Here is a 25874-nt window from a genome sequence, read left to right as displayed (position 1 = left end):
TTCGTGGCAACCACCGTATGATCGGCTGATGCCAGAAACCCAGCAGCCCACCGCCGTCCAGTCCATTCCGGCCCCCGCGGCCCGGTCCTTCCAGCTCGCGCGCATCGTCACGGAAGTCTCTGCCCCGGCCGTCCTGGTGGGGATGCTCCTGCTGCTCCAGCCGCTGCTCAGCCCGGGGGTGACCTGGCTGCAGGGCATCGTGGCGGCAGGCTTCACGGTCGGCCTGCCGTTCCTTGGGATCCTGTGGCTGAAACGGCGGGGTTCGGTCACCGACCACCATATTGGCGTGCGCTCCCAGCGGGCTCCGATCCTGGCGGCGACGGCACTGTCTTTGGGGATCGGCGTGCTGGTGCTGATCCTGCTGGACGCCCCGGCCGTCCTGTTTGGCGAAATCGGCGGCGTGTTCATTGGGCTGGTGCTGTGCATGGCAGCGAACCTGGTGTGGAAGCTGTCGGTCCATTCCGCGGTGGCGGCGTACATCGGCCTCGCGCTGCTGGCTCCCGTCCCCGTTGTTGGACCCGCTCTGGCACTGATGCTGGCCTCCGTCACCGGATGGTCCCGGGTGAAGCTCGGCGATCACACTCCTACCCAGGTGATGGCCGGGCACCTGGCCGGGTGCGCGGCGTTCGCAGCCGCGCTGCTGCTGCCCTAAAACGGCTGCTGCCCTAAAACGGCTGCTGCCCTGAAACGCGGTACGTCTGCCCTGATACGGGTACGGTACCTCTGCCTTGGGCAGTGCTTTGCTGCTTTCTGACCAATCCGTTCCCCGGGACCCCTGCGCCGCAAACCTCGGTTGACCACCCAATGGCTGCCTCTTACCGTCCGTCGTGCCCCCGGCGCCGGAATCTGCGGACGGCGGGTCAGCGGCGGGACCGCTTCTGCTGGGGGAAGGCAGGGCCTGGAAAAGGGCCGGGCGCCCGCCGTGCATCACCCGCACGCACGTTACGCGGGCATCCAGCGGTAGCCGCCGCGCCCAGGGGGTGAACGCGGCCCGTATGAGGGAACCACCATGGAAGAAAAAGAGACAAACAGCTCCCCACCCCTGCATCGACGCCACAGCAAGCGAAGGCACGCGGACCGAACGCAGCCGGCCCGGATCTTCACAAGACACCCGCTCATCAGAAGAACGGTCGCTGTCCTGGCCGGAGCAGTACTCGCCACCGGCAGTTTCCTGCCCGCCGCGAACGCCCAGGACGTACCGGCGGACCCGGCCCCGGGCGCCCAGCTCCCCGGCGAGGTACACGCCGAGGCACCCGCGCCCGCCGACGCACCGGCTCCGCCGCAGGATCCGGACCGTCCCTGGCTGGATCCCGGCCTGCCGCCCGCAGAACGGGCAGACCTGCTGGTCGCAGCCATGACGCTGGAGCAGAAAGTCACGCTGCTGATCCAAAGCGGCGGGCCTGGCCTGCCGGAACTGGGCATCCCGCCCATCCGCAGCAAGGACGGCTGCTGCGGGCTGGCCCTGGAATCGACGCCGACGACGGCGCTTCCGGTCGGCGTCGGACTTGCCTCCACCTTCAATCCCAGACTGGCCCAGGCCTACGGCCACGTTTCCGGGGAAGAAGCCCGCACCACCGGCTACAACGCGATTGCCGGGCCCACCATGGACCTGGTCCGCACCCCGTACAACGGCCGGATGTGGGAGGACCTGGGGGAGGATCCGCTGCTCAGCGGCGACACCGCCACCAACCAGGTCATTGGGGAACAGGACGCCCAGGTCTCCTCCCTGGTCAAGCACTACAACCTGAACAACTTCGAAACCCGGCGCGGCCACGTAGACGTTGTGGTCGATGAGCGGACCCTGCAGGAAACCTACACCCGGCCCTGGGCCAGCGTCGTCCAGAAGGGCAATGCCGGAGCCGTGATGTGTTCCTTCAACAAGGTCAACGGCGAGTTCGCCTGCGGCAATGACACGCTGCTGAACCAGATCCTCAAAAGCCAGCTCGGCTTCGAAGGATTTGTGTCCTCCGACTTCAACGCCGCGCACAGCTTCGCCGACTACGCCGCCGGCTTGGACGTCTCCGGCCCGGGCGACGAATTCTCCGGGAACAACCTGCTGCAGGCCGTGCTCGCCGGCACCGTCCCGGAGGAACGGATCACCGACGCCGCACGCCGGGTTGCGCTGACCATGTTCCAGTTCGGGATCGTGGACAACCCGCCGCCGGGATCGTTCGAGAACCCGCAGCCGGCCGAACCGCCGATTCCGGACACGCTGCTGGACCAGCATGCCGGAGTCGCCGAGCAGGTCGCCGCCCAGGCGGCAGTGCTGCTGAAGAACGACGGCGCCCTGCCGCTGGATGACGCGGTGCCCAGCATCGGGCTGATCGGCGCGGACGTCGACTGGTACATCGACGGCGGCGGCAGCGGTGCCATTCCCAACCCGGCACGGCTGACCACCATCCTGGACGGCATCACCGCCCGGGCAGGAGGCACGGTGGCAACCGCCGCGGGTACCGATCCGGTGTCCCTCGCCGATACCATTCCGGGCCCGCCGCCGGTTCCCAGCGGAGTGCTCACCAACGTCAACGCCGAATACCGGCTGGGGCTGAACAACTTCGAGGGCGAGCCGGAACTGGCCCGCACCGAGGAGCAGGTCAACCTGCGGACCGGCATCTCCAACGACACCATCAACACCTCCCAGGTGCCCGGCATCGGCCCGGCCCTGGCCTCCCAGCCGATGTCCGCTCGCTGGACCGGAACAATCACGGCCCCGGCCACGGCGTCGTACACCTTCTCGCTGACCAACCTGGGTGCCGCGCAGCTGTTCCTGGATGACGAGCAGGTTCTCACCAACCCGGCACCGACCCTTCAGACGCAGGACATCACACTGGACCTCACCGAGGGACAGAGTGTGGCCGTGCGCATCGACTACACCACCGATGCGCCGAACCAGTTCAACGGCGGCCTGAATGACCAGCCCGGAGCCATGATCCGCTTCGGCTGGACCCCGCCGGAGGACGTGCTGGCACCGGACATGGCGGAAGCCGTGGAACTGGCAGCGAACTCCGCCGTCGCCGTCGTGGTGGCACGCGACTACACCGGTGAAGCTGCCGACCGCGGCTCGCTGACCCTGCCGCAGGACCAGGACCGGCTGATCAGCGCCGTCACCGCCGTCAACCCGAACACCATTGTGGTGCTGGCGACCAGCGGTCCCGTGACCATGCCGTGGATCGACCAGGTTCCGGCGGTACTGGAAACCTGGTACCCCGGACAGAGCCAGGGCATCACGGTGGCCGGGCTGCTCTTCGGGGACATCAACCCCTCCGGGAAGCTGCCGGTCACGTTCCCGGTCAGCGACGAGCAGGCGGTCACGGTGGGTCCGCCGAATCCGTTCGACCTGATCTCGATCGTGGATCCGGTGGCGGAGTACACCGAGGGCGTGTTCGTGGGCTACAAGGCCTACCTCGCAGCGGATGCCGTGCCGCTGTTCCCGTTCGGCCACGGACTTTCCTACACCGAGTTCGATTACGGACGGCTGCACACCACCCAGCGGGTGAATCCCGACGCCGAGGAGCCGAAAGCCTCCGTCTCGCTGAAGGTGCGCAACACCGGAAACGCCGCCGGGCGGGAAACGGTCCAGGTTTATGTCGGTCCGCTGCCCGGTGACGCCCCGACCCCGCCGAAGCAATTGGCAGGCTACGGCAGCATCACCCTGGAACCGGGGGAGCGGGGCCGGCTGGAGATCAAGCTGGATCCGCGCTCGCTGCAGTACTGGGACGTGGAAACCGGCGGCTGGGTGACTCCCACCGGCACCGTACCGATCTACGTGGGCAGTTCTGTGGCGGACATCCGGCTCGAAGGCAGCATCACCATCGGCTGCGGACGCCCCGACCACGGCAAGCACGACCACAGCCACGGTCACGGACACGGCAAGGGGCACGGCCACGGTGACCGGGCCGGTTACGGGAACTGGGACCGGGACCGCGGGCACTGGGGCACCAAGGACCGCTGGGGACAGCGGGACGACGGCGGCCGCCAGCACGGGGCTTCCTACCGTCACGGCCGCGGCTAGCGGCTAACCAGCCGACGCGCAAAGGCCCGGGCACCAATGGCCTCTTATGCCATTGGTGCCCGGGCCTTTCCGTGGATGGGCGACGCCCGTCCACTCCGGGCGGCCGCCACCCTCGAGTCAGCGCGAGGAGAACGCGGCGTCGAAAGCGGCCGCGGGCGGATCCATGGCCAGGGAACGGACAAAGGCCAGGGCCTCGGGTGCACCGACCAGGCGGTCCATGCCTGCGTCCTCCCATTCCACGGAGATCGGTCCGTCGTAACCGATGGTGTTGAGCATCCGGAACGCGTCCTCCCACGGCACATCGCCGTGGCCGGTGGAGACAAAGTCCCAGCCGCGCCGCGGATCAGCCCAGGGCAGGTGCGACCCCAGCCGTCCGTTGCGGCCGTTGGTCATCCGCTTCTTGGTGTCCTTGCAGTCAACGTGGTAGATCCGGTCCTGGAAGTCCCACAGGAAGCTGACCGGATCCAGGTCCTGCCAGACGAAGTGGCTGGGATCCCAGTTCAGCCCGAAGGCGGGGCGGTTCCCGATGGCCTCCAGTGCACGTTGCGTGGTCCAGTAGTCATAGGCGATCTCGCTTGGATGGACCTCGTGGGCGAACCGCACCCCCACCTCGTCGAAGACGTCCAGGATGGGATTCCAGCGGTCCGCGAAGTCCTGGTAGCCGGCGTCGACAGCTTCCGCGGAGACCGGCGGGAACATCGCCACGTACTTCCAGATTGACGAGCCGGTAAACCCGATGACTGTCTTCACGTCCAGTGCGGCAGCCAGCCGGGCCGTGTGCTTCATTTCCTCGGCGGCCCGCTGCCGGACGCCCTCCGGATCGCCGTCTCCCCAGACCTGGTCGGACAGGATGTCCCGGTGGCGCTGGTCAATGGGGTCGTCGCAGACCGCCTGGCCCTTCAGGTGGTTGGAGATGGCGTAGACGCTGAGGTTGTACTTTTCCAGGATGTCCTTACGGCTCTGGACATACCCGTCCTCATCCCACCGCCAAGGGTCCAGGTGATCGCCCCAGCAGGCGATTTCCAGTCCGTCGTAGCCCCACTCGGAGGCCAGGCGGGCAACTTCCTCGAACGACAGGTCGGCCCACTGGCCGGTAAACAGGGTGACTGGGCGGGACATGGATACTCCTTAGTCGAGGGGTTTACTGCACCGGTGTCCAGGCGCTGGACTTGCCGGAACTGCGGGTGACGGCGTCCAGCACCTGCTGGACCTGGAGTCCGTCGGCGAACGACGGCGAGGGCTGGCTTCCGGAGGCGATCGCGTCCACGAAATCCCGCACCTGGTGCACGAAGCCGTGCTCGTAGCCCAGGGAATGGCCGGCCGGCCACCAGGCGTCCACATACGGGTGAACGGGCTCAGTGACCATGATCCGGGTGAAGCCCTGCCGGTCAGCGGGTGCCGTGTAATCGTAAAAGTCCAGGAAGTTCAGCTCTTCCAGGTCGAAGGCGAGGGCGCCTCGGCTGCCGTACACCTCCAGCCGCAGGGCGTTCTTCCGGCCGGTGGCCATGCGGCTGGCTTCAAAGGTGCCCAGCACACCGTTCCCAAAGCGGCCCGTAAACAGTGCGACGTCGTCCACTGTCACGGCACCGCGTTCACCGCCGGTGCCGCGCTGGCCGCCCAGGCCGCCGTCGGCTCCGGAAGAGGCGGGAAGCGGACGGCTCTCCACGACGGTTTCCAGCGTTCCGGCGACCTCGCCCAGCCGTGCTCCGGTGACGTACTGGGCCAAGTCGATGATGTGGGCGCCCAGGTCGCCGAGCACACCGGATCCGGCCTGGTCCTGTTCCAGGCGCCAGGACAGCGGAGCATCTGCATCCACCAGCCAGTCCTGGAGGTAGGCGGCACGGACCTGGCGCACATCACCGATGGCGCCTTCGGCAACAAGGTTGCGGGCATGCACTGACGCGGGCAGCCGCCGGTAGGTGAAGCCGACCATCGCCCGGGCTCCGCCGCTGACCGCCCGGGCAGCGGCGTCGGCCATTGCCTGCGCTTCCTCCACCGTGTTGGCCAGCGGTTTTTCGCACAGCACATGTTTGCCGGCCGCCAGGGCGGCAAGGGCGATCTCCGCGTGGGAGGCACCGGGGGTGACGATGTCGACGACGTCGATGTCCTCCCGCCGGACTGCTTCCTCCCAGTCGGTGGAGGTCTCCTCCCAGCCCCATTTCCGCGCGGCGGCCGAGGTGCGGTCCGCGTCCCGGCCCACCAGCAGGGCCATCCGGGGCTGCAGCGCCAGGTCGAAGAACCGCGGTGCCACCCGCCAGGCCTGGGAATGGGCGGCCCCCATGAAGCCATGGCCAATCAGCGCCACCCGCAGTGGCTTTTCGGCGTCCATCATTTCCTCCTTCTTCCGCACGTTTCGCGGCAGGCAGTGTTCGTTGAGCCTCCGGCAGTGCGGCCCGGGACGGCCGGGCCGCACTCGAAACAGGCGGAGCTAGGACTCGAACGCGGTGGGCAGGTACTTGTCCACGTTCTCGCTCGTGACGACGGGTGCGTAGAGCACGACACGGTTCGGAACCTCGATTTCCACCAGATCGCTCATGGCCTTGTCCTGCACCAGCAGCCGGGCGAGCCGGATGCCGTCAGCGGCCTGGGTCGAGGGGTAGATGATGGTGGCCTTCAGGACACTGTCACCGGCCTGGATCTCACGCATGGCGTTGGCTGATCCGGCGCCGCCCACCATGATGAACTCATCCCGTCCGGCGGCGTCGATGGCGGCCAGGACGCCGATGCCCTGGTCATCGTCGTGGTTCCACAGGGCGTCAATCTCCGGTGCGGCAGCGAGGAGCTGCGATGTGGCAGCTTCACCGCCCTGGACGGTGAAGTCGGCAGCGACCCGGTTGCTGACCTCCAGTCCGCAGCCTTCGAGGGCATCCTTGAACCCGGCGCTGCGGTCCTGGGTCAGCGGCAGGGAGTCGATGCCGGCGATTTCGGCAACGACGGCGTCGGGCTGGTCCCCGACCTGCTCGCAGATATAGGTACCCGCACTGACACCCATGCCGTAGTTGTCCCCCAGGACGGTGGTGCGCGCTGCGAAGGGACTGGAGAACTCGCGGTCCACATTGATCACGGGGATCCCGGCCTCCATGGCCTGGATGGCGACGCCGGTGAGCGCGGCACCGTCGGTGGGCAGCAGGACGATGGCGTCCACGCCCTCGTTGATGAACTGCTCTACCTGGCTGATCTGCAGGTTGGCGTCATTGGTGCCTTCGGCTACGCGCAGTTCCACGTCGGGGTACTTCTCCGCTTCGGCCAGCGCGGCCGAGTTGATGGCGCCCAGCCAGCCGTGGTCCGCTGCCGGACCCGAGAACCCGATGACGACGCTGTCACCCTCCGCCTGGTTGCCTTCGACCGAGTTGTTGGTCGGGTCGCTGCTGGTTTCTTCACCGCTCGAACATCCGGTGAGGACGAGCCCGCCGACGGCGATGAACGCCGCGGTGGTTACGAGCTGCCTCCGGCCCGTCATGCGTAATGCGTGCATGGATTTCTCCTCCGTTGATGGGGTCTTGCACTTCTCCAAGAGGCAAGCAGGCACCGTTGCGCACCCCGCACCTCGTCGTGATGGCGGTCACACTAACAGAAGTCTGTCGAAAAAACTGCAAGATACTACTGGCCATCGACATAAGTGTGTAAGCTCCGTTCCATGTCGACGGCCAGCGCTGCCCCAGCACCGGAAAAAACGCTGCTTTCCGTCCGGAACCTGAGCAAGAGTTTCGCCGGGGTCCGGGCGCTGCAGGGCGTCAACCTGGAGGTGCTGCCCGGTGAAGTGCACTGTGTGCTCGGCCAGAACGGCGCGGGAAAGTCCACCTTGATTAAGGCGCTCTCCGGTGTCCACCAGCCGGATTCCGGAGAGATCCTCTGGAACGGCGAACCCGTGCAGCTGGCAACTCCCACCGATGCCCTGACCCTGGGAATCGCCACCATGTACCAGGAACTGGACGTGGTGGACGGGCTGAATGTCACCGAAAACATCTTCCTCGGACACGAGGACGCCCGGGCCGGCGTCCTGCGGGTTCGGGACGCGAAGGCGCGGACCCGCGAGCTGCTGGCACGTCTGGGGCACGAAAACCTCTCGCCGGGGAGGGAAGTGGGAACCTTGTCCGCGGCCGGCAAGCAGATCGTCAGCATGGCCCGTGCCCTCTCCCGCGATGCCAGGCTCATCATCATGGATGAGCCCAGTGCCATCCTGGATTCCGGGGAAGTAGCCAACCTCTTCCGGGTCATCCGCCAGCTCACGCAGCAGGGGATCGCGGTGGTCTATATCTCCCACCGGCTGGAGGAGATCGACCAGATCGGCAACCGCATGACGGTCATCAAGGACGGCCGGAGCACCGCTTCCTCCCTGCCGGTGAAATCGGTTTCCCGCGGCGAACTGGTGCGGCTGATGACCGGCCGGGAAACCACCAACGTTTTCCCGGAGCGGGCAGCAGTGCCCGCCGGAACCCCCGCCGTGCTGCAGGTCGAAGGACTGGGCCTTGCCGGCTCCTTCCGCGACATCAGCTTCTCCGTCCGGCCCGGGGAAATCCTCGGACTCGCAGGACTGGTTGGCTCAGGACGATCGGAAATCCTCGAGACGGTCTACGGCGCACGCAGGGCCACCGCCGGCAGCGTGTCCGTGGACGGCAGGAAACTCAGGCCGGGGTCCGTGGCCTCGGCTGTCGGCGCCGGCATCGGCCTCTCACCCGAGGAACGCAAAAGCCAGGGGCTGATCCTTGAGGAGCCGATCTACAAAAACGCGACCCTGTCCTCCTTCGCCCGCTTTGCCCGGCACGGGCTGCTGGATGAACGCAGCGAGAAACGCGCAGCCAGGGAACAGGCAGCGGCACTGCAGCTGACGCCGTCGGACCCTGACCGCCCGGCCCGGACCCTCTCCGGGGGAAATCAGCAGAAAGTCCTGCTGGCCCGCTGGCTGATCCACGGCACCCGGATACTGCTGCTTGATGAACCTACGCGCGGGGTCGACGTCGGGGCCAAGGCGGAGATCTATGCGCTGATCCGCAGGCTGGCCGCCGAGGGAGTGGCGATTGTGGTGGTGTCGAGTGAAATCGAGGAAGTCATTGGACTGGCCGACCGGATCCTGGTGCTCGACGCCGGCCGGATGCTCGCCGAGAGCGACGCGAAAGACATCGATGAGCACGGTGTGCTCGACCTCGTCCTGAAAGGAACCCCGCAGTGAGCGAGAAGAACACAACCACGCTGGAACCGGTGCCCGGCGCTGAGGGGGCGAGCGCAGCATCACAGCCGCACGGGCTGCGCCGGATACTCAGCGGTTCCGGCGCGCGCAGCCTGGGGTTGGTCATCGCCCTGGGGCTCCTCGTGGCGGTCGGCGCCGCCACCAGCGGCTCACAGTTCCTCAGCGTCGACAACCTGCTTACCATCCTGCGTTACGGATCGATCCTCGGGGTCATCAGCATCGGCATGACCTTCGTGATCACCGCCGGAGGGATCGACCTCTCCGTCGGATCGGTGATGGGACTCGCCTCGGTGATGGCCAGCCTGGCCGCTGTCCAGGCGGCGGCCACGAACAGCTCCTGGCTGCTCATGCTGGCGGTTGCCCTGGGCGTGGGCGCCGCTGCCGGACTGATCAACGGTGTCATCATCGCCTACGGCAGGGTGGTGGCCTTCATCGCCACCCTGGCGATGCTGGTGGCAGCCCGCGGCGTGGCCGAGCTGGTCTCCGGACGCAACACGCTGATTGTCACCAACCGGGACTTCACCTCCGTGCTGCGGTCCAATGTGCTCGGTATTCCCCTCCTCGTGTGGATCTTCGCGCTGGTTGCCGCTGCCGGCTGGTTCCTGCTCAACAAAACAACCTTCGGGCGCCGCACCGTGGCCATCGGCGGGAACCTGGAGGCGGCGCGGCTCGCAGGCATCAAGGTCAAGCGGCACATCGTCTGGCTCTACATCCTCTCCGGGACCACCGCCGGAATTGCCGGAGTCATGATGATGGGACGCACCACGGCAGGGACATCCACCCACGGGCTGCTCTATGAGCTGGACGCGATCGCCGCCGTCGTGGTGGGCGGCACGCTGCTGGTGGGTGGACGCGGCACCATCATGGGAACCGTCCTCGGCGTCCTGCTCTTCGCCACCCTCACGAACGTATTCACGCAGAACAACCTGGATACGTCGGTGCAGAACGTGACGAAGGGCGCGATCATCGTGCTGGCCGTGCTGATCCAGCAGCGCTTCGCCGTCCCCGGGAACCGGCGAAAGGGTGCGATATGAGTGCCCCGCTCATGAGTATCGCCCCACGTCGACGGACTAACGCCGATCCCTGTGCTTCAATTGCCCAGTGGTCGATATAAGGAAGAACGCCCCGGCAACCGGCGTCAGCGAATTGTTCCAGCTGCTGCGCGACGGCAGGCCCCGGACCCGGAGCGAGCTGGCCGAGCTGGTGGGCGTGGCCCGCTCCACGATCGCGCTGCGGATCGATTCCCTGATGGAACTCGGGCTGGTGGCTCCCGTTGAAGACGCCGCTTCCACGGGCGGCCGGCCTTCGTCCCGGATCGCCATGCAGGCAGACACGAAAGTAGTCCTGGGAGCCGACGTCGGCGCGTCCCACCTGCGCGTTGGCCTCACGGATCTTTCCGGGACCTGCCTTGCCGACTCCAGCCGCGACCTGCTGGTGAGCGCCGGGCCCGAGAGGGTCCTGGACACCGTCGCCGAACTGGGCAGCGGCCTGCTGGAGCAGCTGGGACGGGAGCGCACCGATCTGCTGGCTGTCGGCGTCGGGCTCCCCGGACCGGTGGAACACAGCACCGGCCAGCCCATCAACCCGCCCATCATGCCCGGTTGGCACGGTTTCGACGTGCCGGGCTACCTGCAGGACAGGTTCGGCGTCCCGGTGCTGGTGGACAATGACGTGAACGTCATGTCCATGGGGGAGCGCCAGGCAGCGTGGCCTGACGTCGAGGACCTGATTTTTGTCAAAGCCGCGACGGGGATCGGTGCCGGCATCATCTGCAACGGAACCCTGCTGCGCGGAGCAGACGGTGTGGCCGGGGACATTGGCCATATCCGCGTTCCGGGCGGCGCCGAGCTGCTCTGCCGGTGCGGCAACTACGGCTGCCTGGAGGCCTTGGCCTCGGGCCCGGCCGTGGCCCGTAAATTGCAGGAAAGCGGGTTGTCTGCCGCGAACGGTCGGGACGTTGTGGCCTTGGTCGCCCAGGGTGAGCAGGAAGCCGTCCGGGCCGTGCGGCAGGCCGGACGCGACGTCGGCGAGGTGCTCTCCGCCTGCCTGAGCATGATGAATCCATCCGTGATCGTCATCGGCGGGTCCATGGCGTTGACCGGGGAACACTTCATCGCCGGTGTCCGCGAGGTTGTTTACTCCCGGACCATGCCGCTGGCGACGCAGCACCTGCAGATCGTGCAGTCGGTCTCGGGAATGGATGCGGGGATGCTCGGTGCGGCAATGCTGGCCCTCCATCATGCCCTCTCGCCGGAGAGCATCGACGAGATGCTGGCCGCGCGGGTCTAGCCTCCTGCCCGGTCCAGCCTTGTGGCGGGCCGGGCCGGCCCGCACCGGCGACCCGGCACAGCGGGGCGTCACGGATACGCCCATTCCGTGCAGGATCGCCTAACCTGAGCGAATGCCCAAACCCGTACTGACCATCCTTGCCGGCTCCCGTCCCGTGACCGGATTGGAGCGGCTGGAAGCGCTCGCTGACGTGCGCCTGGCCACGGATGCGGCGGAGCTGGCCGCTGCGCTGCCGGGCTCGGAAATCGTGTACCTCTGGGACTACTTCGCCGATGGCCTGCGCCAGGGATGGGCGGGGGTCGACGCGCTGAAATGGGTGCATCTCCCCGCTGCCGGCGTGGACCGGCTGCTCTTTCCGGAGCTCGCGGCGTCGAACGTGACCGTCACCAACGCCCGCGGCATCTTCGACGCAGCGATGGCCGAGTACGCCCTGGCCGGGATTCTCTACTTTGCCAAGAACTTTCCCCGCGCCACGCTGAACCAGCGGGAGCGCCAGTGGAAGCACTTCGGCACGTCCAACCTCGCCGGCACTCGCGCGCTGGTCGCCGGGACCGGCAGCATTGGGCGCGCCACCGCCCGGCTGTTGCGCGCCGTCGGCATTGAGGCCGACGGGCTGGGCCGCACCGCCCGGAACGGCGACCCCGACTTCTTCGCGATCCACGACAGTGCAGACTTTGCCTCCGTTGCAGGCAGGTACGACTACGTCATCCTCGCCGCGCCGCTGACGTCCGGTACCCGGGGCATGCTGAACCGGGAAGTCCTCGCGGCCATGCGCCCCGGTGCGGTGGTGGTCAACATGGGCCGCGGCGAACTCGTGGACCAGGACGCCCTCGTGGCGGCTTTGTCGGATCACGGGATTGCCGGAGCCGTCCTCGACGTGACGCACCCCGAACCACTGCCCGAATCCGATCCGCTGTGGGGCCTGGACAACGTGCTCATCACCCCGCATCTGGCCGGTGATTCCAGGACACACCTGCCTGCCCTGGCCGCCCAGTTCGAGGCGAACCTGGTGGCGTATCGTGAAGGCCGCCCGTTGGCGAACGTGGTGGATAAGCGGCTGGGATTCGTGGTGTCGGGCGGCTGATCGGCCGAGATTCCCGGCTGCGGTTTCCGGCCGGTTTTCTCGCCGCGGTTTCGGGTTATGTCCCCTCTGTCATCGGCGTACCATCTGGCACATCGATGCGCGGTGAGTGCGTCGCAAGGCAGGACTTCCCCCAAGGAGGCGCCGTTATGGGCGTTCCGCATTCCCCAAGTACCGTCCGCCGCTGGCGGATCGATGACATCACTTCCGATTTCCAAAATTACGGAGTCTGGGACCTGCCCACTCCGGGCGGCCGGGATGACTTTCCCCGGCTGGTGCAGCTGTTTGCCGGCGGGACCACGGCGGACAACCCGTCCCGCATCGCCCGCCTGCTTTTCGCCATCCGGTGGAAGCTCGGTGCACTGCTCGGCTGGGACGATGCTGATTCCGGTATCGGCGGGAGGGTGGACTCACTGCGCAACCGCCTGCCGGCCGACCTTCGCCGGGCAGCACCAGGCCCCGCCTTCAGCACACTCCCGTTTACTCCTGTCTTCCAGCTGGACAACGAGTCCGCCGCGGAAATGGCCAACAGCACGATGCACGGCGTACTGCACCTGCGCTGGGTGCCGGATCAGCGCGGTGCCGACGGCGGCCAGCAGGCCGAGGGTGACGCTGACGGTGTTTACCACGGACAACTGGCCGTACTGGTAAAGCCCAACGGGCTGTTCGGCCGAGCCTACATGGCGGGGATCAAGCCCTTCCGGCACCTGCTGGTCTATCCGCCCCTGCTGCGCGGAATCGGCCGGGAGTGGCAGGACCTCAGCGCACAGGGCAGCGGCGGAACCGCATGAGTGCCGGCAGTGCATGAACGACAGCCAGACCGGATCCAGGCGGGAGCAGCTGGTGGAGGCGGCACTTGGCTACTGTGCCGAGAACGGCGTGCAAAACCAGAGCCTGCGCAGCCTTGCCTCCGGCATTGGCACCAGCCACCGGATGCTCAACTACCACTTTGGGTCCCGTGAAGGACTCCTGACCGAGGTGGTGGCCGCCGTCGAACGCCGTCAGCGCGGCGCGTTCGAGCAGCTGCTGGACGCCACCGGGCCTGCCGCCTTGCCGCGGCAGGCAGTCCAGGACTTCTGGAACCGGATCGTGGAAGAGACACTCACCTACGGACCGCTGCTCTTTGAACTGGCAGCCCACGCCATGCAGGGAGAACCCCATGCGCGGGGACTGCGGGACACCCTGGTTCCGCCCTGGTTGGACGCCCTCGAGGGGATGCTCGTCCGTTCCGGACGGGAGCCCGGGGAGGCAAGGACGCAGGCCCGCCTGGCCCTCGCCGTCGTCAACGGCCTGCTGTTCGACCTGCTGCTCACCGGAAACCGGGCGGGAGTGACGGAAGCGCACCGCGCGTTCATGGAACTGGTCTTCGCGGATCTGCCCGGCTTCGACGGCACGTAGTGCGGGCAGGGGTTCCCGGTGACTGCGGACGGGTGGCAGTTGAACGCTTTCCGGGCCGGGGGCAGATGTTCAGGGTGCGGGCGTGGCGCAGGATCGATCTGCCCTCGCTTCTTTTGCTGCAATAACGATCCTTGGAGGCTGCCGGCTCCATCTCTTGCTGCACTAACGTCGGAAAGCTGTCTGCAAAGCGACGTTAGCGCAGCAAGAGATTCGTTCTGGCGCTCTAAACAACGTTATTGCAGCAGCAGATATACCCCGCCTGCCGAAGTTCCGCGCCCAAAATACTGTGAGTCTTACAGCGGCTGGTCTGGGACTAGCTGGCAGATTTGATGCCGGTCGTTCCGTCTGACGTGTGACTCGGATGCCGGCGCCACACCGTTGTCGGCGGCCCGCCCGAAATGCTGGCCCAGGTCAGGCAAGAATGCTCGATCGTGTCGAGAAACGAGCGATGTGCTGGTGGTGAGCTGGCCGATGGTGATGGCAGGAGCAGCCGTCAGCCCGTGGTAATGCCACGAGCTACTCGGCGCCCAGGCTCACGTCGCTTCAAGCCCTTGCACGCTCCAGTCCGCGCAGTTCACGACCTGCCCGCCTTCATCCGTGATCAGGATCAACGTTCTGCCTCCGCGCATCGTCGCCGTACCGCCGACGCGGAGGTCCCAGGGACGTCGTTCCAGAAGCTCCCCGTCGTTGCTGAACCGGAACAGGGAGTTCTTCCCATCGGAGGGCTCGTGGACCGCGACCCAGGTGTTCGTCACCGGGTCGTGGAGGATGTGACGGAAGTGTTCAGCTATGTTCGCTCGTTCTTGCCCGTCGGAGTCGAGAATACGTAAGGGGCCGCCTATCTCGTTGATCGCCAGGTGCTCCCCGTCGCTGGCCGCGCTCCAAACCACATTCAGTCCGGTCGAGATTCGGGACCCCAGCGGATCCAGCGAACGATCCAGCAGACGGCACCAGCCGCCACCTACTGCAAGCGAGAGATCCGGGCACAGTGCGATCACTCTCAACGCCCCACGCAGGGTACGCACCTCCTCCCCGGTCGCTGCCTCCAGCACGCGGGTGGCCCGACGGAGGTGAGCGATGACTACACGACCTCCAGTGAGGGCAGTCACGGCTTCTATGTTCGTGCGGCTGCGGTCCTGCCACAGCTGCTGTCCCGTCAGGTCGTACCCGCATACGCCGTGGCGCTCCCATGCGCCAGCCACCACCACGGGGTGCTCACCGGGCACCAGCGCCCCTCGCCGGGCACCGGAGTCCCAAATCGTTTCGAACGTGGCACAGCGCGCACCGCGCATCAGTGACCACACGTCAACGACTCCCTTGGGCCGGGCGGTGACCAGCAGGTCCTCTTCCCACGGTGGTGCGGCCACCTGGCGAAGGTCGGTTGTCACGGAGCACCCCCTAGGAGCCCATTGATGAACATGCAGAGGACTCTGCCGGTGGATCCGATAGCGGTCAAGTGCCCACGGAGGTGGTGTACGACGTACCCCGCGTGATCCTTCGTTTAGTCAGGCCTTCAAGACCTGCATCGTGAGGTTGGAGTTCACCTCCGCCGCGGTCTCGTCGGCCACAGCTCCGCAAGCTCCCCCGGCAGCCAAAACAACGGGGGAGAAGCGAAGCTGGCGGCCACGAAAGCCTCTGCACTGGTCCACACCAGCACCCCATTCCGCCGACAGACATAGAAACGTCTGTGGGGGTGCGGCCCAGCATTCCCACGCATCGTTACGCGTGTTAACGGTGTGACCACAGCAGCTAACAACTGCCCCACTTGTTGGGAACCTTGGCGCGCGGGCCGCAACTTGGATGTGCCAGCAGTCCCAGCAGTCCCGGTAGTCCCGGTAGTCCCGGTAGTCCCGGTAGTCCCGGTAATCCCAGTAGTCCCAGCTCGCGACCAGCCCCTGGCCGGCCCGACAGGACCCGGCTCCCTACAGCCGGGGAGTCCGCGGCGGTTCGGTCCGGCGGTCGCCCGTGGCCTCAAAGGCGGCAGCCAGCCGGAGCAGCGCGGTGTCATCCCAGCCGCGGCCTGCGAAGGTCAGTCCCACCGGCATTCCGGTATCCGCCATGGTGCCCATCGGCACGGTGACGGTCGGGATGCCCAGGTGCCGGGGGACCAGATTGCCGTTCGCGACCCAGACGCCGTTGGCCCAGGCACGCTCCGCAGACTCCGGATTCGTATCCGCATCGGCGGGACCGACGTCGGCCATCGCCGGGAACACCACAGCATCCAGGCCGAGGGCATCCATCCAGTCCTCCAGATCGATCCTTCGGGTTTCCTCAAGTCCCCGCACACCGTCGGCGAGGTGCGGAATGTCGGTGAAGGACGCCACAGGGTTGGCCCGCACGTGGGCGGGATATTCGGCGATGTCGTCGTCGAACCCGGTGTACCGGTCCGGCAGGGCGCCTTCGGGGTGCGGGAAGATCGCGGCGCCGTCGACGTCGGCCAGCCGGTTGAGGTGCGGATCCCCGTTGGCTGCCAGGAAGTCGTCCCACGCCCACGCGGAAAGGTCCACGATTTCGCGGTGCAGGAACTCCGGGCTCACGAGTCCCCGGGTGGCGATGGTCGGTGCGCCGGGTCTGTCGCCCTCGTAATTGGTGACAGCCGGGAAATCCACCTCCACGACCTCGGCGCCGGCAGCTTCCAGGTCCTTCCGCGCCGCTTCCCACTGGGCCAGCACGGATTCCCGGGTCTCGATGCGCTGCCCGGTGGGCCCGCCGATCCCGGGGGAGTCCGCGGTGCCGGCGTCCGGGTCGGCATTGACGTACATCTTGGGCACGCCAAAGCGGCGTCCGGCCAAGGCTTCGGCCAAGGCTCCGGCCTCCGCGCCCGGGGCCGGCGCCAGATCGGGGTACGACGGCGGCCGTACCGCGGAGGCCGCCGGAACCTTCACCCAGGGCTGGGCGCGCCAGAAATCTCCCCGGGTCTCGCCGTCGTCCGCCACGATCAGGTCCAGGACTTCGAGCAGGTCCGCCATGCTGCGGGTGTGCGGAACCACCACGTCCATGGTCGGCACCAGCGGCCAGTTCCCGCGCACAGAGATCACCCCGCGGGACGGGGTGTAGGCGCATAAGGCATTGCACGACGCCGGTGCGCGGCCCGAGGACCAGGTTTCCTCACCCAGGCCGAAGGCCGCGAAACTCGCTGCCGTGGCCGTGCCCGATCCGTTGGAGGAACCGGACGCGAAGGCAGAGGTGAGGAAACCCGCGTTGTACGGGCTTTCAGCCCGGCCGTAGAGGCCGCGCTGCATGCCGCCGTTGGCCATGGGGGGCATATTCGTCAAACCGATCAGCACCGCTCCGGCCTCCCGGAGCCGCCCGATCGTGAAGGCATCCTGCTGCGCGACCAGGTCCGCGAACGCCGGAGAGCCCGCCGCCACCGTCAGTCCCCGTGCTTTGAAGCTGTCCTTCGCCGTGTACGGAATCCCGTCCAGCGGGCCGCGGGTTTCGCCGCGGGCGCGGCGGGCATCCGAGGCGCGGGCGTCGGCGAGGGATTCCGGGTTCAGGACGCTGACAGCGTTCAGCCGCGGGCCGGATTGATCGTAGGCCTTGATGCGTGCCAGGTAGGCGCGGGTCAACTCTTCGCTGGTGACGGTCCCGGCCTGCAGCGCAGCGCGCAGCTCGGCAATGCCGGCTTCGACGACGTCGAACATCAGGCGCCTGCCTCCCCGGTGATGCCTGTGTTAGTGAATCCGCCCCGTGGAGCCGGTTGCTGCTGGGTGATGCAGTGGATACCGCCGCCGAACTCGAAAATGTCCCGCGCATCGACCAGTTCGATGGTCCGCCCCGGATAGGCGCGGCTGAGGATCTCGGCGGCAGCGGCGTCGTTCACATCGTCAAAAGCGCAGAGCACCACCACATTGTTGGCCACGTAATGGTTGATGTAGGAGTAGTCCACGAAGCCGTCCCCGGCGTCGATCACGGTGGGAGCAGGTACGTCGATGATCTCCAGCGTGCGGCCGCGGGCGTCCGTCGCGGCCGCCAGGACCGCACGGATCTCCTGCATCACCTCATGGTCGGGGTGGCGGGAATCGTCCTGGCGGTGCAGCAGCACGGTGCCGGGGGAGGCGAAGCAGGCGACGATGTCCACGTGCCCGCGGGTGCCGAATTCGTCATAGTCCCGGGTCAGGCCGCGTGGCAGCCAGATGGCCTTGGACGTTCCCAGCCGGGCGTGGATTTCAGCTTCGACGGATTCACGGGTGGCGCCCGGATTCCGGCCGGGATCGAGCTGGACGGTTTCGGTGAGCAGCACGGTGCCCTCGCCGTCGGTATGGAAGCCGCCGCCCTCGTTGACCAGGGTGCTGGCATGCACCGGGACTCCGGCGCGGCCGGCGGTGAACCGGCCCAGGTGCTGGTCCTTCTCCCATGCCGCCCACTCCTGTGCGCCCCAGCCGTTGAAGATCCAGTCCACCGCGGCAACGGAACCGTCCGCGGCGTGGACGAAGGTGGGGCCGGAGTCGCGCAGCCACGCGTCGTCCAGGGGAACCGGGAGCACCGTGATGCCTGCGTCCAGAAGCTCCCGAGCCTGGGCCACATCAGCGGGATCGGCCAGGACAGTGACGGGTTCGTAGCGGGAGATGGTGCGCGCGACGGCGGACCAGGCGCGGCGGGCCCGGGCCAACGTCCCGCTTCCGGGATCCCCGAACGTGTCATTCGACGGCGGGAACGCCATCCAGGTGCGCTCGTGCGGAGCCCACTCGGCGGGCATGGCGGTTGTGGTCGAGGTGCTGACGGGGTGCATGTCGAAGTCCTTCGGATCGGTCAGGACAGGGTATCGGCCGCGCTGCCAAAGGCGCTCCTGCCGCCGGTAACGGTCAGTAACACTGAGTCCCCGGTCAATCGGCCCCTGACCTGCGCAGCCAAAGCGCTGCCCCTCCCGCTCGGGCACCAGGTCCGGCTAGGCTCCGGGCATGGACTGGGGAGACTTCTGGGAGCAGGCAGCACAATGGGTGATCACCTGGATCCCGGTGCTGGGTCCGCTGGGCATCCTGACGACGGCGGTGGTTGCCTACTTCGGTTACCGGCAGAAGCTTGAGGCGGACCGCCGGGCACAGTGGTGGGTCCGTGCACAGTGGGGCCTGGAAGCATCGCTCAGCGATGATCCGCGGCGGTCCCTGGCCGGGCTGGCACTGCTGAACGAGCTGAAGACCTCTTCGCTGGCGACAGCGGAGGACCGCGAGCTGTTCCGGCTGCTTGCCCAGTCAATCCGCCGGGAGCTGGCAGCCGGGGGAGGATCCTCCCTTCCGCGGGCGGAGGGAGTACGGGCTTTGGAGGCCGCAGCCCCGCACAGGGCATCCGCAGCGCTGCGTGAGGACACCCTGAAACAGCTCGACAGCCTGCTGGAACCGGGGGATCCACGTCGCAGGGACACACCCCGTTCCGGTGATCCCGTCCCGGATATTCCGGCCGAGCACCTTCAGGGCCGCTGAAGCTGATGCTTCGGAGCGAAGGCTCCACAGCCCCGGTGTCCTTGCAGCCCGCCGGGGCCACTCTTACCGTGGAGGAAGCCGGAACTCATTGACACCGCACGCCGGCGGTGTCCAAACCTGCGAGGCCATCATGGGAACCCAGCCAAATGACCCGATGTATAACTACAACCGGGGGTACGGCGGTCCGCCGCAGTCGAACCAGGGAAGGGGCATGGCGCTCGCCGGCCTGATCCTCGGCATCATTGCCTTGTTCCTGTTCTGGGTTCCGCTGGTTAACTTCCTGGGCCTGGTGCTGGCCGTGGTCGGTCTTGGCCTGGCCATCGCCGCGCTCGCGGTCGCCGTCCGGGAACGGAGTTCGGCCAAGGGACTCTCTATCGCGGCGCTGATTGTCTCCGCCATCGCCTTCCTGCTGTGCCTGTTTGTTTCATTCCTGTGGGCGGCGCTGTTTGACAGCATCGACGACGCCACCATCACGCCGTCACCCCAGCCGGAAACCACGATCACGCGGTCAGTGTCTCCGACAACCGGAACCGGGGCGACGTCATCGAGCCCGCCAGCCACCGGCGGTACAACGTCCGCGCCGGCTCCTCCGACCACCGGAACCAGTACTCCCACTTCCTCCGATTAGCAGCATTGCCGGTCAAACTGGGCGGTCAACAGGCCGAAATCGCCGCCATGGATTCCCAAAGCGGGCCGTCAAGGGGAAGGCTGCCTAAGTAACTGTTGCCGTCCTGCCGAGGAGATCCCGCGTGCGCACTCATCCATTCCGGCGCCGCACCCGCGCCGCCGTCGTCCTGGCCACCGCCTGTGCAGCTAGCCTGATCCTTATGCCCTCCGCTGCAGCAGCTCCCGGCCATGGACACGGCGGTAAACCCGGCCACCCCGGCCATCCCGGCAAGGAACAAACCGCCACGGTAACCGTCATGGGAACCTCCGACCTGCATGGTTACATCGAAAACTGGGACTACTTCAAGGACACGGAGTACGACGACGCTGCCGGCAACGATGTGGGACTCGCCAAAATCTCGGCACTGGCCAACCAGGTCCGGGCAGACCGGGGAGAAGCCAATACCCTGCTGATCGATGCCGGTGACACGATCCAGGGGACGTCGCTCACGGACTACTTCGCCAACGTCGAGCCCATCACCGAGACCGGCGAAATCCATCCCATGGCGGCCGCCATGAACGCCATGGATTACGACGCCGCTGCGCTGGGCAACCATGAATTCAACTACGGCACCGACCTCCTCGCACAGTTTGAGGACCAGCTGGACTTCCCGCTCCTGGCAGCCAACGCCGTGGATGAGAACACCGGCAAACCTGCCTTCACCCCGTACGTCATCAAGACAGTCAAACCGAAGGGGAATAAGCCGATCAAGGTCGGCATCCTGGGCCTGACGAATCCGGGCATTGCCATCTGGGACAAGGGCAATGTGGAGGGCAAGCTGCGCTTCCCGGACCTGGTGGAGACTGCAGCGAAGTATGTGCCGCGGATGAAGGCCGCGGGCGCCGACGTCGTTGTGGTCAGTGCACACTCCGGAACCTCCGGCACCTCGTCCTACGGCGACGGGCTGCCGCTGGAGAACGCGGCGACCCAGGTGGCCGAGGAAGTTCCGGGAATCGACGCGATCCTGGTCGGCCACGCGCACACGGAGATCGAGGAGCGCTTTGTCGCCAACAAGGCCACGGGGGAGCAGGTGCTGCTGACCGAGCCGCTGAACTGGGGCATGCGCCTGTCCGTCATGGACTTCGAACTGGCCAAGGTGCGCGGTAAGTGGCAGGTGGAGTCGGCGTCGTCGTCCCTGCTGAACGCCAACACCGTGGAGCCGGATCCGGTGGTCTCCGCGCTGGTCAAGGAAGCGCACCAGCGGGTGACCGACTACGTGAACACCCCGGTGGGCACAGCCACGGAAACCATGCCGGCGGCGGAATCGCGGTACCGGGACACCGCGGTGATCGACTTCGTCAACGAAGTCCAGGCCGACGCCGTCGAGCGGGCCCTGGCCGGCACCGCGAACGAGGGCCTTCCGGTGCTCTCCATCGCTGCACCGTTCAGCCGCACGGCCGTCATCCCCGAAGGGCCGGTGACCATCCGCGACATCGCCGGACTCTACGTCTTTCCCAACACGCTCTACGCAGTGGACATGACCGGTGCGCAGATCAAGGACTACCTGGAGTATTCGGCCAAGTACTTCGTCCAGACGGCCCCGGGTGCTCCGGTGAATCCCGAGACACTGACCAATGCCGACGGAACCCCGGACTACAACTACGACATGTTCTCCGGGATTTCCTACGACATCGACATCTCGCAGCCGGTGGGGGAGCGGATCACCAATCTGACGTTCGACGGCGCTCCGCTGGATCCGGAGCAGCACTTCGCCGTGGCCACGAACAACTACCGCCAGTCCGGCGGCGGGAACTTCCCGCACATCGCTACGGCTCCGGTGCTGCTCAACCAGCAGACCGAAATCCGCCAGCTGCTCATCGATTACGTGGTGGCGAACCAGAGTATCGATCCGTCCGCCTTTGCGGAGGAGAACTGGCGGCTGGTCCGCGCCGGGGTGCCGGTGTTCGGATAACCGCAGCCGGGTGGTTTCCACAATAATGGCTGCGCCCGAACCACAGGGTCCGGGCGCAGCCATTATTCGAACCGTTAAACCCGGAAGCGGGAGAACACCGAATACATGTAGTCCGTGCCCTGGACCAGCGCTTCAGTGAAAATGCGTTCGTCATTGCCGTGCATGCCGATCAGCTGATCCTTGCTCAGGACGTAGGGGTAGACGCCGTAACCGGGTATCCCGCGGCTGCGCCAGGGCGCAAGACTGGTGCCTGCCTCGAAGAGGGCGGGAGTGAAGCGGGCACCGGGGTAGGTCTCCTTCGCTGCGGCTGTCAGCGCGGAGAACAGGTCGGTGTCAATATCTGCCGGCGGTGTGGCCCAGGTTTCATCCAGCGTGGCCAGGTATTCCTCCTCGCTGACGCCCTCCGGTGCCGCAATAGTGACCTCGGCGTCGCTGCGGGCCAGCTGCCTGCGGACCTGGGCCAGGAACTCACGGGGCTTTTGCCCGCCGGGAACGGCGCGGCAGTTCAGGCGGGCCTGTGCGCTGGAAGGAATGACGTTCTCCTTGTATCCGGCGTTCTCGATGACGAACGCATGGGTCGTGCGCAGCAGTGCGCTGTGCAGGGCCGGATACGGAGACTTCGCGATGACCAGCTGCGCCCATCGCTCCAGAGTGTGCGGATTCCGCGCGTCAAGCATCCTCCGCAGGGCCTGGGCGAACCGGTGGTCCTTTGTTGCCCTGGAGAGTGCGCGGAAGTATTCACGGGTGACGTCCGTGAGGTAAACCGGAGCCTGCCAATCGCCCAGCCTGGCGACGGCGCGGGCCAGGGTCACGATCGCGGCGTCCTCCAGCGGCTTGGAAGAGTGGGTTGCGGTGCCGCGCGCGGTCAGGTCGATGTTGAAGTAGACCTTGTCCTGCCGGGTGGCGCTGATCAGCATCGGCGTCGTTCCGTCGTCCTGGGCGAGGAACCAGCCGCCTTCGGTGAGGACCGATCCGGCGTCCAGCTTGTCCCAGTAGTTTGCGGCAAGCCAGCGTGAGCCGAATGACCCCGCTTCCTCGTCGCAGTCGGTGAGCACAATAATGTCCCGGTCGAAGCGGGCACCTTCGCTGAGGTGGCGCAGCAGGGCGGCAATCGAGGCGGCGTTGGCACCCTTCATGTCCAGCGCGCCCCGCCCGTAGATTTCCCCGTTGCGGATTTCGCCGCCGAACGGGTCGGCCGTCCAGTTCTCCAGCTCAACCGGAACCACATCGGAGTGGCCCAGCAGCAACAGGGGTTCGGCTTGGCCGGTTCCCGGGATGCGGGCGATCAGGTGGACGTTGTTCGGCTGCGGAGTGTCGATGATCTCCACCGGCACCCCGGCGCGGGTCCACACCTCCTGCAGCATTTCGGCATGGGTGCGCGTGTTGGCGCCGGACCCGAAGTTCTGGGTATCGAAGGAAAGCATTCGCTTCAGCAGGTCCAGCGGGTCGGTGTCGGTGCCGGGGATGGCCGGCGCTGTGGGCGCAGTGGCGGCAGAAGGTGCCGTGAGCAGGCTGAGTCCGGCGAGGCCGGCAGCACCGGCACCGGCGACCCCGCCCAGGAAGGTCCTTCGCTTGACCCGGGCGGCTGGCTGGCTGTTATCGGGTGTGGTTGTGCTCATGCTTTTGCTGCCTCTCCGTGCGAGTATTTCTTTCCGCCCCAGTGAAGGGCGGGTTCAGCCACGGTTTCAGGGGGCCTAAGCAAGTACAAGGCTTGACGCCCGGGCCTGCGCTTTTGAGAGCAGATTTTCCGCCGGCTGCCCCTCCAGCCGCCCCGCCCGCAGCCCCTCCGCCAGTCACAATGACGGAACGTGTTGTGACCTGCGTCATGCCTCCAGTACAGTGTCTGCACCAGCAGTTTCGACTATTGAATCGCCTGTTCAAATAACGAACATGAACGGCGGCAGTAAAACCTGGTCGGACACCCGTAAGAAGACACAACGAAGTGAGGACACCCGTGCAGTTCCACCACCACGGCTACGTATCCGGCGATCCGCGCGTACAGCCGGCAGCCGGCGTAGGAATCAACCGGCCCGAAGAGCTCCCCGATGAGATGGACGTGCTCATTGTCGGCTCCGGTCCCGCCGGCATGCTCGCCGCCGCACAGCTGTCCCAGTTCCCGGACATCACCACCCGGATCATCGAACGCCGTGACAGCCGGCTGGTGATCGGCCAGGCCGACGGCATCCAGGCCCGCAGCGTGGAAACCTTCCAGGCCTTTGGCTTCGCGGAAGAGATCATTGCCGAGGCCTACCGGATCACCGAGATGTGCTTCTGGCGCCCGGATCCCGAGAATCCGCAGAACATCGTCCGCTCCGGACGCGCCCTGGACGATCCAACCGGGATCAGCGAGTTCCCGCACCTGATCGTGAACCAGGCCCGCGTGCTGGACTATTTCGCCCGTGTCATGGCGAATTCACCCACCCGGATGAAGCCGGACTACGGCTACGAGTTCGTGGACCTGGAGGTCGACGACGCCGCGGAGTACCCGGTCACCGTCACCCTGCGCCGGACTGCCGGCCCGGACGAAGGCGCCGAGCGCACCGTCAAGGCCAAGTACGTGGTGGGCTGCGACGGCGCCCGGAGCAAGGTCCGCCAGTCGATTGGCAGCACCCTGGCCGGTGACGCCGCCAACCACGCCTGGGGTGTCATGGACGTCCTGGCCGTCACTGACTTCCCGGACATCCGCACCAAGTGCGCGATCCAGTCCTCCAACGGCGGCAGCATCCTGCACATTCCGCGCGAAGGCGGGCACCTGTTCCGCATGTACGTGGACCTGGGTGAAGTTGCCGAGGACGACAACGGCGCAGTTCGGAACACCTCCATCGAAGAAATCATCGATAAGGCCAACGCGATCCTGCACCCCTACACGCTCGACGTGCGCAACGTGGCCTGGCACAGCGTCTACGAGGTGGGGCACCGGCTCACCGACCGGTTCGACGACGTCCTGCCCGAGCAGGTCGGCAAGCGCACCCCGCGCGTCTTCATCACCGGCGATGCCTGCCACACCCACAGCGCCAAGGCCGGCCAGGGCATGAACGTGTCCATGCAGGACGGGTTCAACATTGCCTGGAAGCTTGGCCACGTGCTGGACGGCCGCGCTCCGGAGTCCCTGCTCGCCACCTACTCCGCCGAACGCCAGGTTGTTGCGAAGAACCTGATCGACTTCGACAAGGAATGGTCCACGCTGATGGCCAAGAAGCCCGAGGAATTCGAGAACCCCTCGGACCTCGAGGACTTCTACGTCCGCACCGCCGAGTTCCCGGCCGGGTTCATGACCGAATACACGCCGTCCATGCTGGTCGGCGAGGCCAGGCACCAGGACCTGGCGACGGGCTTTCCCATCGGCAAGCGCTTCAAGTCAGCTCCGGTGCTGCGCGTCTGCGACACGAACCCGGTGCAGCTCGGGCACCAGGCCAAGGCGGACGGCCGCTGGCGGATCTACGTCTTCGCCGACGCAGCCGCGGCCGGCATGCCCTCCCCGGCCACCGAGCTCGCGCAGTGGCTGCAGAACGCACCGGAATCCCCGCTGGCCGCGCAGCCCGCTGACGGCGACGGCGATGCCTGGTTCGACGTCAAGGTCATCTACCAGCAGGACCACACCGGCGTTGACCTGGGCGCGGTTCCGGCGGTCTTCAAGCCGCAGGTCGGCCCGTTCAAGCTGAATGACCTCACCAAGGTCTACGGCACCGACCCGGAAGCGGACATCTTCGAGCAGCGCGGCCTGGACCGCGGCGGCGTCGTCGTTGTGGTCCGGCCGGACCAGTACGTCGCGAACGTGCTGCCGCTGACCGCTACGGCTGAGCTGGCCGAGTTCTTCGCTCCGCTGCTGCCGGCACACCAGGCACAGCACTAGTACACATCAGCAAAGGACGACGGCCGCCCGATAGGGGGCCCCCACGGGCTGCGG

General features: G+C 66.8%; 19 protein-coding genes. 12 read left to right on the top strand and 7 right to left on the bottom strand.

The features are described from left to right. Window positions 1-28 precede the first annotated feature (28 nt). A complete protein-coding gene (locus TVB01_RS13510; protein ID WP_422456437.1) occupies window positions 29-652 on the top strand; it encodes a phosphatidic acid phosphatase in 624 nt (207 codons plus the stop codon). Window positions 653-1009: 357 nt separating this feature from the next. Then, a complete protein-coding gene (locus TVB01_RS13505; RefSeq protein ID WP_422456436.1) occupies window positions 1010-4012 on the top strand; it encodes a glycoside hydrolase family 3 protein in 3003 nt (1000 codons plus the stop codon). 117 nt (window positions 4013-4129) lie between these two features. Here the strand turns inward: TVB01_RS13505 and TVB01_RS13500 are convergent, their stop codons facing one another. From TVB01_RS13500 to TVB01_RS13490, 3 genes are all read right to left on the bottom strand, one after another. Further along, window positions 4130-5131, bottom strand: coding sequence for a sugar phosphate isomerase/epimerase family protein (locus TVB01_RS13500; RefSeq protein ID WP_422456435.1), 1002 nt, complete (start codon window positions 5129-5131; stop codon window positions 4130-4132). A 22-nt stretch (window positions 5132-5153) separates the two neighbouring features. Further along, window positions 5154-6344 (bottom strand): Gfo/Idh/MocA family protein, encoded by a 1191-nt coding sequence (locus TVB01_RS13495; RefSeq protein WP_422456433.1) that lies wholly within the window; start codon window positions 6342-6344, stop codon window positions 5154-5156. A gap of 96 nt (window positions 6345-6440) precedes the next feature. Next, window positions 6441-7487 (bottom strand): substrate-binding domain-containing protein, encoded by a 1047-nt coding sequence (locus TVB01_RS13490; protein ID WP_422456431.1) that lies wholly within the window; start codon window positions 7485-7487, stop codon window positions 6441-6443. Window positions 7488-7649: 162 nt separating this feature from the next. On the opposite strand from TVB01_RS13490, the gene TVB01_RS13485 reads away from it, so the two are divergent. The 6 genes from TVB01_RS13485 to TVB01_RS13460 all read left to right on the top strand — a co-directional run bounded on the left by TVB01_RS13485 (window position 7650) and on the right by TVB01_RS13460 (window position 13968). Beyond that, entirely contained in the window at window positions 7650-9182 is a 1533-nt protein-coding gene (locus tag TVB01_RS13485) for a sugar ABC transporter ATP-binding protein (RefSeq protein WP_422456429.1), read from the top strand. Next, the gene (locus TVB01_RS13480) at window positions 9179-10234 is read left to right on the top strand and encodes an ABC transporter permease (protein WP_422456427.1); all 1056 of its coding nucleotides are present in this window, start codon (window positions 9179-9181) and stop codon (window positions 10232-10234) included. The genes TVB01_RS13485 and TVB01_RS13480 overlap by 4 nt, the downstream gene beginning before the upstream one ends. Before the next feature lie 67 nt (window positions 10235-10301). After that, the gene (locus TVB01_RS13475) at window positions 10302-11489 is read left to right on the top strand and encodes an ROK family protein (RefSeq protein WP_422456425.1); all 1188 of its coding nucleotides are present in this window, start codon (window positions 10302-10304) and stop codon (window positions 11487-11489) included. A 112-nt stretch (window positions 11490-11601) separates the two neighbouring features. After that, on the top strand, window positions 11602-12573 hold the full coding sequence (locus TVB01_RS13470; RefSeq protein WP_422456423.1) for a D-2-hydroxyacid dehydrogenase: 972 nt from the start codon (window positions 11602-11604) through the stop codon (window positions 12571-12573). Window positions 12574-12719: 146 nt separating this feature from the next. Continuing rightward, window positions 12720-13361 (top strand): DUF2867 domain-containing protein, encoded by a 642-nt coding sequence (locus TVB01_RS13465; protein ID WP_422456421.1) that lies wholly within the window; start codon window positions 12720-12722, stop codon window positions 13359-13361. 13 nt (window positions 13362-13374) lie between these two features. Beyond that, window positions 13375-13968: a TetR/AcrR family transcriptional regulator gene (locus tag TVB01_RS13460; RefSeq protein ID WP_422456419.1), complete on the top strand. Its 594-nt coding sequence runs from the start codon at window positions 13375-13377 to the stop codon at window positions 13966-13968. A gap of 533 nt (window positions 13969-14501) precedes the next feature. Here the strand turns inward: TVB01_RS13460 and TVB01_RS13455 are convergent. The 3 genes from TVB01_RS13455 to TVB01_RS13445 all read right to left on the bottom strand — a co-directional run bounded on the left by TVB01_RS13455 (window position 14502) and on the right by TVB01_RS13445 (window position 18700). Then, the gene (locus tag TVB01_RS13455; protein WP_422456417.1) at window positions 14502-15356 is read right to left on the bottom strand and encodes a hypothetical protein; all 855 of its coding nucleotides are present in this window, start codon (window positions 15354-15356) and stop codon (window positions 14502-14504) included. A gap of 534 nt (window positions 15357-15890) precedes the next feature. Continuing rightward, window positions 15891-17612, bottom strand: a complete 1722-nt coding sequence (locus TVB01_RS13450) for an amidase (protein ID WP_422456416.1) — start codon at window positions 17610-17612, stop codon at window positions 15891-15893. Then, window positions 17612-18700 (bottom strand): agmatine deiminase family protein, encoded by a 1089-nt coding sequence (locus tag TVB01_RS13445; protein WP_422456414.1) that lies wholly within the window; start codon window positions 18698-18700, stop codon window positions 17612-17614. Before TVB01_RS13445 ends, TVB01_RS13450 begins: the two co-directional genes overlap by 1 nt. A 169-nt stretch (window positions 18701-18869) precedes the next feature. On the opposite strand from TVB01_RS13445, the gene TVB01_RS13440 reads away from it, so the two are divergent. The 3 genes from TVB01_RS13440 (at window position 18870) to TVB01_RS13430 (ending at window position 21967) form a co-directional block, all read left to right on the top strand. Continuing rightward, window positions 18870-19388: a hypothetical protein gene (locus TVB01_RS13440; RefSeq protein ID WP_422456412.1), complete on the top strand. Its 519-nt coding sequence runs from the start codon at window positions 18870-18872 to the stop codon at window positions 19386-19388. Between the two features lie 130 nt (window positions 19389-19518). Continuing rightward, window positions 19519-20016: a hypothetical protein gene (locus TVB01_RS13435; RefSeq protein ID WP_422456410.1), complete on the top strand. Its 498-nt coding sequence runs from the start codon at window positions 19519-19521 to the stop codon at window positions 20014-20016. Between the two features lie 121 nt (window positions 20017-20137). Then, window positions 20138-21967, top strand: a complete 1830-nt coding sequence (locus TVB01_RS13430; RefSeq protein ID WP_422456408.1) for a bifunctional metallophosphatase/5'-nucleotidase — start codon at window positions 20138-20140, stop codon at window positions 21965-21967. Between the two features lie 74 nt (window positions 21968-22041). On the opposite strand, the gene TVB01_RS13425 is transcribed toward TVB01_RS13430, so the two are convergent. Then, window positions 22042-23586 carry a M20/M25/M40 family metallo-hydrolase gene (locus tag TVB01_RS13425; protein ID WP_422456407.1) on the bottom strand — a complete coding sequence of 515 codons (1545 nt, stop codon included), beginning with the start codon at window positions 23584-23586 and terminating at the stop codon, window positions 22042-22044. A gap of 335 nt (window positions 23587-23921) precedes the next feature. Here TVB01_RS13425 and TVB01_RS13420 point away from each other — a divergent pair, with 335 nt between their 5' ends. Continuing rightward, window positions 23922-25820 carry an FAD-binding monooxygenase gene (locus TVB01_RS13420; protein WP_422456446.1) on the top strand — a complete coding sequence of 633 codons (1899 nt, stop codon included), beginning with the start codon at window positions 23922-23924 and terminating at the stop codon, window positions 25818-25820. Window positions 25821-25874 lie beyond the last annotated feature (54 nt).

It is taken from the genome of Arthrobacter sp. 7Tela_A1 (assembly GCF_049311065.1).
In the GTDB taxonomy this organism is placed as follows: domain Bacteria; phylum Actinomycetota; class Actinomycetes; order Actinomycetales; family Micrococcaceae; genus Arthrobacter_B.
The sequence above is the reverse complement of the archived record's forward strand: the minus strand, read 5'-3'. Positions and strand labels throughout refer to the sequence as shown.